We start from the raw sequence: 7,524 nt of genomic DNA, 5'->3' as shown, positions 1-7,524 counted from the left end.
TATCTTGGGGGATATGGTACTGCAAAATGCCCCGCTTCTTTTTCCTGGCCGGATGGTAGAATCCACATGTCTTTGGACAAAGACTCTTTTTGCGTATTCGCCTAGCTGAGGGCTGAAATCATTTAGTGTATCCAGAACAAGTTTTACTGCCTTGTCATAATTGTATTTTTTTTCCTCTCTTTTTTGAATCGGTGCATAAATGTCATATCGTCTCAGTTTTTTCATCTTTAGTATGCGAGCCTTTTGCAAAAAGAACTTGCGAAACGTATCCGAGTTTTTCTTGCAGACAGACAACAATGCGTCAACTGTCTTGTCGTCAGTGTCATTTCCAATGTTTCTAACTGATATTGGAGACGAGTATCCGCGTATCTGGATGCATTCGTCTTTCCAGTTTGAAACTATGTTTTGATAAATCTCTCCAAGGACACCCTTGTTCTTGTCAAACTCGGACAATAATGCTTTGTATGCAATCTCTCTTGTCTTTGGCTTGGGGCTTCGAATCAGGACTGATAATTCTTCTCTGTTGTATCTTTTTGTCTTGCCGTCAATTTTTACCTCAAAAACAAACGCATTTGTTATCTTGTCATAGATTTTGACAAGGGCAGAATGCCCTGTGACATCTAGCGTGTTGATTATCCTTTCTTCTGGTTCTGTAAGAGAATATTTGGCAAGTAGGCGCTTGTATCTTAAAAACTCGTGCAACTCTCCTGATGACTTCATCAGTCTCTGGGCATTTTTCTCATCAATCTGCTTTTTCCACCATTGGTCAAAAAACAGGGTCTGGTTTTCAAGCTGAGCCCCTAACTTTCTCATCCTTGAAACTAGTGATGTTGCCTTGTCTGACTGGGTGTCTGATGAATATTCTAATGATGCATAGCCTGAAACTCTGCCAAATTCATCGGTAATGTCTTCTAATGTGTGAAGCATTGACATGAATTTCTTCTCAGATATGGTAGACTTGAGTATCTTTTTGTTCTTCTCAAAGTTTTTGACATTGTTTTGTATGATTTTTAGGCGTTTTTCAAAGTGTGACGACTCGGGATCCTTTACAAGTTCGCTTAGATCCCATTTTTCCTCCTTGAAAACTTGCATCCGACTCCAACTTCTGGTTTCTTCTTAAAATACTATGTGGAAATCAACTGTCTTGGTTTTGTGGTACCAAGTATTGATTTGAAATAGAATAATTCTTCAGAAAATTGTCTAGTATGATTGATATGAACAATTTGTGCACACGTCTTAAATATGAAAATTATAATATTACTTGCATGAGCATGACAGCATGGCATTGTTATAGATGTAACCTGACTTTCAAGGAAAAGTCTCATGTTGTTATGCATAAAGAAATCTCCCGACATGATGCAAGAGAAGTAGAAATTCCAGAATAGATTTTCTACTTTTTTGTCTCCATGTTATATCAAATCTTATTCTACGTAAAATCCTGCAAGTGTTTATTTAGCCCAAAAATAAGTTAGTCGTTCGTGGACCATCACAATTTTAAGGGAAAAGACATTCCTCACCTGAAGATAAAACCCAACATGGGTATTGATGATCTGGTAGATATTTTCTCAAGTACTGGCTATAATGCCAGGCAACTTGGAGATGCTGCCAAGTTATACTGTAAAATGATTGAAGATGATGCTACAATATGCCTTACCGTGGCAGGTGCAATGACACCTGTTGGATTCGGAGGCCTGTTCAAATCCTTGATAGAGCGCGGCTTTGTTGACTGGATAGTCTCAACTGGCGCAAACGTATACCATGAGGACCATTTTGCGTGGAATCTGCCTGTAAAGCAAGGGCACTTTGAGGTGGATGACATGGTACTCTATGAAAAAGACATTGTACGAATCAGGGATGTCTACATCAAAGGTGATGAAACCCTCAAGGCAGAAGACAAGATTGTCCAAAAAATGTTTACAAAGAATTTGCTTGACAAACCATTTACAACAGCTGAATTCTGTAANATTCTGTAACGCAATGGGAAAATACTCTAAACAACATTCTAAAAATCCAGAACGCAGTTTTGTTGTAACTGCATATGACTATGATGTTCCAGTCTATGTGTCCACCTTGAAGGACTCGTCACTTGCATTAGACTTGGCACCTCTACGACTTGAAAACAAGATACACAGTCTTGACTTTGTACGAGAGATAATAGAACAGGCAGCAATTTTGTACAATTCCAAAAAGTCTGGAATATTGGAATTGGGCGGAGGTGTGCCAAAAAATACTGCACAGCAAACAGGTCCACTACTAGATCAAATACTTGGTTTAGGTCATGGAGGACAAAATTACATTATTCAAATTACTGATGCACGACCAGACACTGGTGGTCTTTCTGGTGCAACACTGCAAGAAGGAAAGAGTTGGGGCAAGGTAAAGGATGCTCATGAAGATGTGATAATGGTATACACTGATGCAACCATCGCATTTCCAATAACTCTGCCTTTATGCACTAAGCAATGAAAAACCAAGAAAGCCAAAGAGGCTGTACAAGAAACTGCCCAAGTATTATGAAGACCTGTCCAAGGCATACTTTAACAAAAAGCGTTAGACTGAAAATTTCTAAAATCTAATAAAAGAAAATCAAGTGATGTATTTTATTGTCTATTTAGAATCGACTGAATCTTGCTTTTTCTGTGTCTCGGTCGTCCTTTGTTGCCTTTTTCCACTCTTTGTAGTGTTCTTTGCAAAGAATCGCCTTTTTCAAACCATTAGGAATGCCCACTCCGGTTCCTTCTACCTTTGAGGCTGTAAGGGATCGTACACCGTCATTATCGCATCCTGTGACACTACATTTTGCACCTTTTGATATGAGGCCCATGAGAGTTCTAAAACGCACTATTATATCAGATTTTTTGATTTTTTGTTAAAAGCACAAGAAAGTTTGTCAGACATGCTCATAGATACATGGTATAAATTATTGTTAGATATGTGGCTGGTATCAGATGCTTAACAACTTTAGAGAAGGCCTCAAGCCTACCTTGCAAAACATTGGCAAAGTTTTTGCTGCAACAGGATTGTCTGCAAATTTCTGGACTGCAATAGGACTGGGCTTTGCATTTGCATCTGCAATAGTTTATGCAATTCATCTGGATTATTCTTTCATCTTAGGTGGTATCCTGTTGCTTGTTTCGGGATTCTTTGACATTGTTGATGGACAAGTTGCACGCATCACTGGAAAGACATCTAAAAAAGGTGCATTTCTTGATTCTGTCTTTGACAAGATTGCTGAAGTTGCAATATTTCTAGGAATTCTAATTGGTGGATATCAACAAGGCTATCTGGTACTGTTGGCAATAGGGTTATCATTACTTGTAAGTTACACCAGGGCACGAGCAGAATCTCTTGGCGTACAGCTCCAGGGTATTGGCATTGGTGAGCGTGCAGAAAGATTGCTTGTAATTGCAATAATTGGAATGATTGGTTTTCTAAATTATGCTGTGGTAATTGTCGCAATAATTGCTGGAATTACATTTGTTCAGAGAATAATTGCAACATCTCGCGGAATAAAAGACTAGATTATCGTAGTCTGCCAGTTTGGCGTCTTGAATCTGCTGATCTGATTTTTAGGATTCCAAAGTGTATTGCACATGAAATACAGTACCATTTGAGTACGGTTGGTGCTGCAATGTATGCGCCTTGAGCTCTTAATTCCTTTGCCAAAGTGTGCTCTACCAAGTTTAGTCTTGATGTTACCTTCTTTGCCTTGTCTCGTGGGACTGTAGCACCACAGTTTGTACACTGGATACGATCAGAGGAACCCTTTCCTCCCTTCTTTCGTCCACGACTTGCACGCTTTAGTGGCATGTTTTACCTGTATGGAGCCTCTTTATAACGATATTTGACGGGTCTTGTTTTTGTTAAATTTGTGCTCTGGACCACAAATTCTTGCTTTGATGGTACGTTTTCCAGATTATACAAAACAATCATTGTACCGATCAATGGTTTGAACATTTGTTAAAATTTAAATTCGATATAATTTCAGATCGGAATATGCGTGGCTTGTGTCATGTATGCCTGAGCTCAAATGTTGAGATAACACTGGATAAAGGCAAAACAATCTGCCAGACCTGCCTAAAGAGTCAGAAAAAGGACTAAATGGAAAGGTACCGGCATGAAATCAAATGAAGATTGCAATTTTTTCACATTGTACAATAGATGAAATATCACAAAATGGTACTGTAACTACTACAGCTGGAGGTCCTGCATGCTATTGTGGTCTGACTGCAAAAAACATGAAATTTGAAATTGACCTTCACACAAAAGCAGGTGTAGATTTTTCATTCAAATCCTCGCTTGAAAAAAAAGGAATCTTTCTTTCGCAGAGTTCTATATCTGAAAAACCAACCACTAGATTCTTGCTTAATATCTCTGGAACAGAGCGTGAACTCTATCTTAAAACAAGATGTGATCCCATTGAATCAATAAAGTCTGATGCAGATGGCGCAATAGTAAGTCCAGTCTTTGATGAAGTATCTGAAGACACACTGGATGAAATAAAAGAAAATTTTGATTTTACATTGCTTGATCCACAAGGATATCTCCGCCGTGTAGCAAGTGACAATAAAATATTTTTTGAAAAAACTATGATGGACCTGTCCAAAATAACTGCACTCAAGACAGACCCTGATGAGGCGTTTTACCTTACAGGGCTAAGAGAAAAAGAAGCGATGGTAGCATTACAAAAAAAAGGTGTCAAGCATGTTCTTTATACTAACAAGCAAGATATCACAATGCTTGTCAAAGACAGAATGTATCACTTGAAAATTCCAAATATGAAAATTGGTGACACTACGGGGGTTGGTGATATCTTCTGTGCATCTTTTACCTGCTCTTACCTGAAAGAAAAAGACCCGATATGGGCAATCTGCTTTGCAGTTGGTGCGGCACAAGCTGCCCTTGAGACACGTGCCACCGGTCTTGACAAGGTTCCGGTAGGAGGGGATACTGAGAGAAATGCCGCATATCTTTACAATTTGATGCAGTTCTCAAGTGTCTAAGCTTTTATTGTGTGAAAATAGAATCTAAATTGTGAAGGTTGCAATCTATAGTCAAGACCAAGAGCAGACTGTAAAATCCATAAAACAATCACTTGAAAGCCATGGGATAGAAACCATCAATCTTGGAAAAAAATCTCTTGGAAAAGACATTGACTATGTAATAGTGACTGGAGGAGACCGAGGAGTTAGAAAATATTTTCATAACGTTGAAAATTCCACAATTCCAGTTCTTGGAATAAACGAATACGAATCTAGCGGATTTTTAGCCCAGACTGATCTTAAACAATTTCCGATTTATCTTAACCGTCTAAAAAAAGGTGATTTCTCAATTGAAGCCTTACCACGAGTTGGCGTAAAAATTGATGGAAAACAAATCTATCCTGCATTAAATGATGTTGCGATATTTTCCTCAAAGAGTGCCATACTGTTAGAGCATGTCTTGCGTATAAACGGAGAAGAGCTGTGGCATGACAGCAGCGATGGTTTGATAGTCTCAACACCTATTGGTNTTTCCTCAAAGAGTGCCATACTGTTAGAGCATGTCTTGCGCATAAACGGAGAAGAGCTGTGGCATGACAGTAGCGATGGTTTGATAGTGTCAACACCCATTGGCTCTTCTGCATATTCCATGTCTGCAGGTGGTCCTGCAATATATCAAAACTCAAAGGTCTTTTGCATTGTATCTGTAAACTCACTTGATAATACTCGACGTCCTCTTATCGTCCCAGAAGATGCCCTNGGTCTTTTGCATTGTATCTGTAAACTCACTTGATAATACCAGACGTCCTCTTATTGTTCCAGAAGATGCCCTTATTGAAATTGATGACATTTCATCTAGCCTCCGATGTGAGGTTGTAATTGACGGAAAAGACAGGTTCAAAGTAGACAAGACTGTAATCTGTACAAAATTTCCACAACCTGCAAATGTTATCCGAATGAAAAAAGATTCTACTACAGTTTCGGCTCTGGCTAAAAAAGTAAAGCTTGCAGACGAGCTACTCAACATGCCACCAAGCTCCAAGTTGTTGCTAAAAACATTGGAATACGAGGGCTCTCTTACTCAAAAGGAACTGGCTGAAAAGACACTACTTCCTGATAGGACTGTAAGACTTGCATTAAGTCACCTACTTGAGAAGGGTTATGTCAAAAGAAGAGTCTCATTGCGTGACACTAGACAAAGAATCTACGAAATTCCAAAGTAATGCCTAGGCGTTGGCAGACGCTCTTATGAATGCCTCAAAGGATTCTTCTGGGTATCCAGGTCTGCTGCTAAATTCTGGGTGGTATTGTACTCCGAGATAGAACTTGTGATTTGGAATCTCCAACACTTCCATGCGCTTTTTGCTATCACTGTATCCTGAAAACTTCATGCCCTTTGAAGAAAATAGTTCCAAGTATTTTTGGTTGAACTCAAATCTGTGTCTGTGTCTTTTGTGAATCTTTGTGGATTTGTAAAGTTTGAATGCCATTGTGTTTTCTTCTACGGTAATTTCATGTGATCCTAAACGCAGCGAGCCTCCCATGTTTTCAACTGTCTTTTGCTCTGGCAGTAAGTCGATTATTGGGTTTTCTGTACTTGGTGCAATCTCTGTAGAGTTTGCATTTGCCAAACCACAGACATGTCTACCAAATGCCACTGCAGCTAGCTGAAAACCAAAACAGATTCCAAGATAAGGTATGTTTTTCTCTCTTGCATAGNTTGTATGCTGCAAGTTTGTTCAAATCTCCGTTGAGTTCTTCAGAGTCAATCCAGTCTATCATGACATTTTTCCCGATTTTAGCTCCTGCATGTTGTAGTGCATGATTTACACTTACATAACTATCTGCAAGCTTGACATATTTTCCAATCATTGCAATTCTTACTGATTCTCTTGTATTTTGAAATGAATTTATGATTGCATTCCACTTGTCCCAATTTGTTGATGTATTTACAAGTCCAACTTTGCCAAACTTTTTGAATATTACATCTATGATGCCTTGGTCATACAGCATCTGTGGTACCAAAAGAATTGATTCTGCATCATGACATGAAAATACGTCACGTTCTGAGACGTTTGAAAATAATGAAATCTTCTTTCTTGCTGCTCTTTCAAGTGGTCTTGTGCATCTCACTGCCAGTAAATCTGGCTGGATACCGATTCTTCGTAGTTCCTGAACACTGTGCTGTGTTGGCTTTGTCTTTTGTTCGCCTACTACATCAAGGGATGGTGCAAGTGTGACATGTACAAAGATCACATTCTCTGGCNCTACTACATCAAGGGATGGTGCAAGTGTGACGTGAATAAAAATAACATTCTCTGGCCCTTCCTCGAGCCTCATCTGTCTTAGCGCTTCAAGAAATGGCAGACTCTCAATGTCTCCTACAGTTCCACCACACTCTATTACAAGCATGTCAAGATTTTCACTTTTTACTATCTTTCGTATTCTATCTTTGATCTCATCTGTAACATGGGGGATTATCTGAACACAAGCTCCTAGATATTCTCCTCGCCTTTCCGAATCTATGACACTAGAGTAAATT

General features: G+C 39.1%; 7 protein-coding genes and 6 pseudogenes. 7 read left to right on the top strand and 6 right to left on the bottom strand.

What is annotated here, in order from left to right; translation table 11 throughout:
• The coding region (locus tag DYY66_RS00430) for a M3 family metallopeptidase (RefSeq protein WP_166285239.1) at nucleotides 1-1,092 on the bottom strand (1,092 nt) is incomplete at its 3' end.
• Between the two features lie 386 nt (nucleotides 1,093-1,478).
• Between DYY66_RS00430 and DYY66_RS13510 the strand changes: the two are divergent.
• Nucleotides 1,479-1,955 (top strand): annotated as a pseudogene (locus tag DYY66_RS13510) (deoxyhypusine synthase family protein); the annotation flags it as partial.
• A 22-nt stretch (nucleotides 1,956-1,977) separates the two neighbouring features.
• A complete protein-coding gene (locus DYY66_RS13505; protein WP_394352512.1) occupies nucleotides 1,978-2,466 on the top strand; it encodes a deoxyhypusine synthase family protein in 489 nt (162 codons plus the stop codon).
• Nucleotides 2,467-2,611: 145 nt separating this feature from the next.
• On the opposite strand, the gene DYY66_RS00420 is transcribed toward DYY66_RS13505, so the two are convergent.
• Nucleotides 2,612-2,824, bottom strand: coding sequence for a hypothetical protein (locus tag DYY66_RS00420; RefSeq protein ID WP_166285237.1), 213 nt, complete (start codon nucleotides 2,822-2,824; stop codon nucleotides 2,612-2,614).
• Nucleotides 2,825-2,948: 124 nt separating this feature from the next.
• On the opposite strand from DYY66_RS00420, the gene DYY66_RS00415 reads away from it, so the two are divergent.
• Nucleotides 2,949-3,521, top strand: coding sequence for a CDP-alcohol phosphatidyltransferase family protein (locus DYY66_RS00415; RefSeq protein WP_166285235.1), 573 nt, complete (start codon nucleotides 2,949-2,951; stop codon nucleotides 3,519-3,521).
• 1 nt (nucleotide 3,522) lies between these two features.
• On the opposite strand, the gene DYY66_RS00410 is transcribed toward DYY66_RS00415, so the two are convergent.
• Nucleotides 3,523-3,810: a 30S ribosomal protein S26e gene (locus DYY66_RS00410; RefSeq protein WP_101010282.1), complete on the bottom strand. Its 288-nt coding sequence runs from the start codon at nucleotides 3,808-3,810 to the stop codon at nucleotides 3,523-3,525.
• Nucleotides 3,811-4,127: 317 nt separating this feature from the next.
• Between DYY66_RS00410 and DYY66_RS00405 the strand changes: the two genes are divergently transcribed.
• The 4 genes and pseudogenes from DYY66_RS00405 to DYY66_RS00395 form a co-directional block, all read left to right on the top strand.
• Nucleotides 4,128-5,003 carry a PfkB family carbohydrate kinase gene (locus DYY66_RS00405; protein ID WP_166285233.1) on the top strand — a complete coding sequence of 292 codons (876 nt, stop codon included), beginning with the start codon at nucleotides 4,128-4,130 and terminating at the stop codon, nucleotides 5,001-5,003.
• Nucleotides 5,004-5,034: 31 nt separating this feature from the next.
• Nucleotides 5,035-5,511, top strand: a pseudogene (locus tag DYY66_RS12790) (NAD(+)/NADH kinase); the annotation flags it as partial.
• 1 nt (nucleotide 5,512) lies between these two features.
• A pseudogene (locus tag DYY66_RS15470) lies at nucleotides 5,513-5,741 on the top strand (hypothetical protein); the annotation flags it as partial.
• 1 nt (nucleotide 5,742) lies between these two features.
• Nucleotides 5,743-6,205: helix-turn-helix domain-containing protein (locus tag DYY66_RS00395; protein WP_166285241.1), on the top strand; the 463-nt coding region annotated here is incomplete at its 5' end.
• Nucleotides 6,206-6,208: 3 nt separating this feature from the next.
• Here DYY66_RS00395 and DYY66_RS13500 read toward each other — a convergent pair.
• The 3 pseudogenes from DYY66_RS13500 to pyrG (DYY66_RS13490) form a co-directional block, all read right to left on the bottom strand.
• Nucleotides 6,209-6,701 (bottom strand): annotated as a pseudogene (locus tag DYY66_RS13500) (gamma-glutamyl-gamma-aminobutyrate hydrolase family protein); the annotation flags it as partial.
• 1 nt (nucleotide 6,702) lies between these two features.
• Nucleotides 6,703-7,248 (bottom strand): annotated as a pseudogene (pyrG, locus tag DYY66_RS13495) (CTP synthetase); the annotation flags it as partial.
• A gap of 1 nt (nucleotide 7,249) precedes the next feature.
• Nucleotides 7,250-7,524, bottom strand: a pseudogene (gene pyrG / locus DYY66_RS13490) (CTP synthetase); the annotation flags it as partial.

Origin of the sequence: Candidatus Nitrosotalea sp. FS (assembly GCF_011319475.1) — an archaeon.
Lineage (GTDB): Archaea > Thermoproteota > Nitrososphaeria > Nitrososphaerales > Nitrosopumilaceae > Nitrosotalea.
Note: the sequence above shows the minus strand (reverse complement) of the source record. Positions and strands in the feature narration are given on the sequence as shown.

What these genes read in the sequence shown, in the direction of transcription:
- DYY66_RS00415 (WP_166285235.1), top strand. Translation starts at nt 2,949, where the DNA reads ATGCTTAACAACTTTAGAGAAGGCCTCAAGCCTACCTTGCAAAACATT.
- DYY66_RS00405 (WP_166285233.1), top strand. Translation starts at nt 4,128, where the DNA reads ATGAAGATTGCAATTTTTTCACATTGTACAATAGATGAAATATCACAA.
- DYY66_RS13505 (WP_394352512.1), top strand. Translation starts at nt 1,978, where the DNA reads ATGGGAAAATACTCTAAACAACATTCTAAAAATCCAGAACGCAGTTTT.
- DYY66_RS00420 (WP_166285237.1), bottom strand. Translation starts at nt 2,824, where the DNA reads ATGGGCCTCATATCAAAAGGTGCAAAATGTAGTGTCACAGGATGCGAT.
- DYY66_RS00410 (WP_101010282.1), bottom strand. Translation starts at nt 3,810, where the DNA reads ATGCCACTAAAGCGTGCAAGTCGTGGACGAAAGAAGGGAGGAAAGGGT.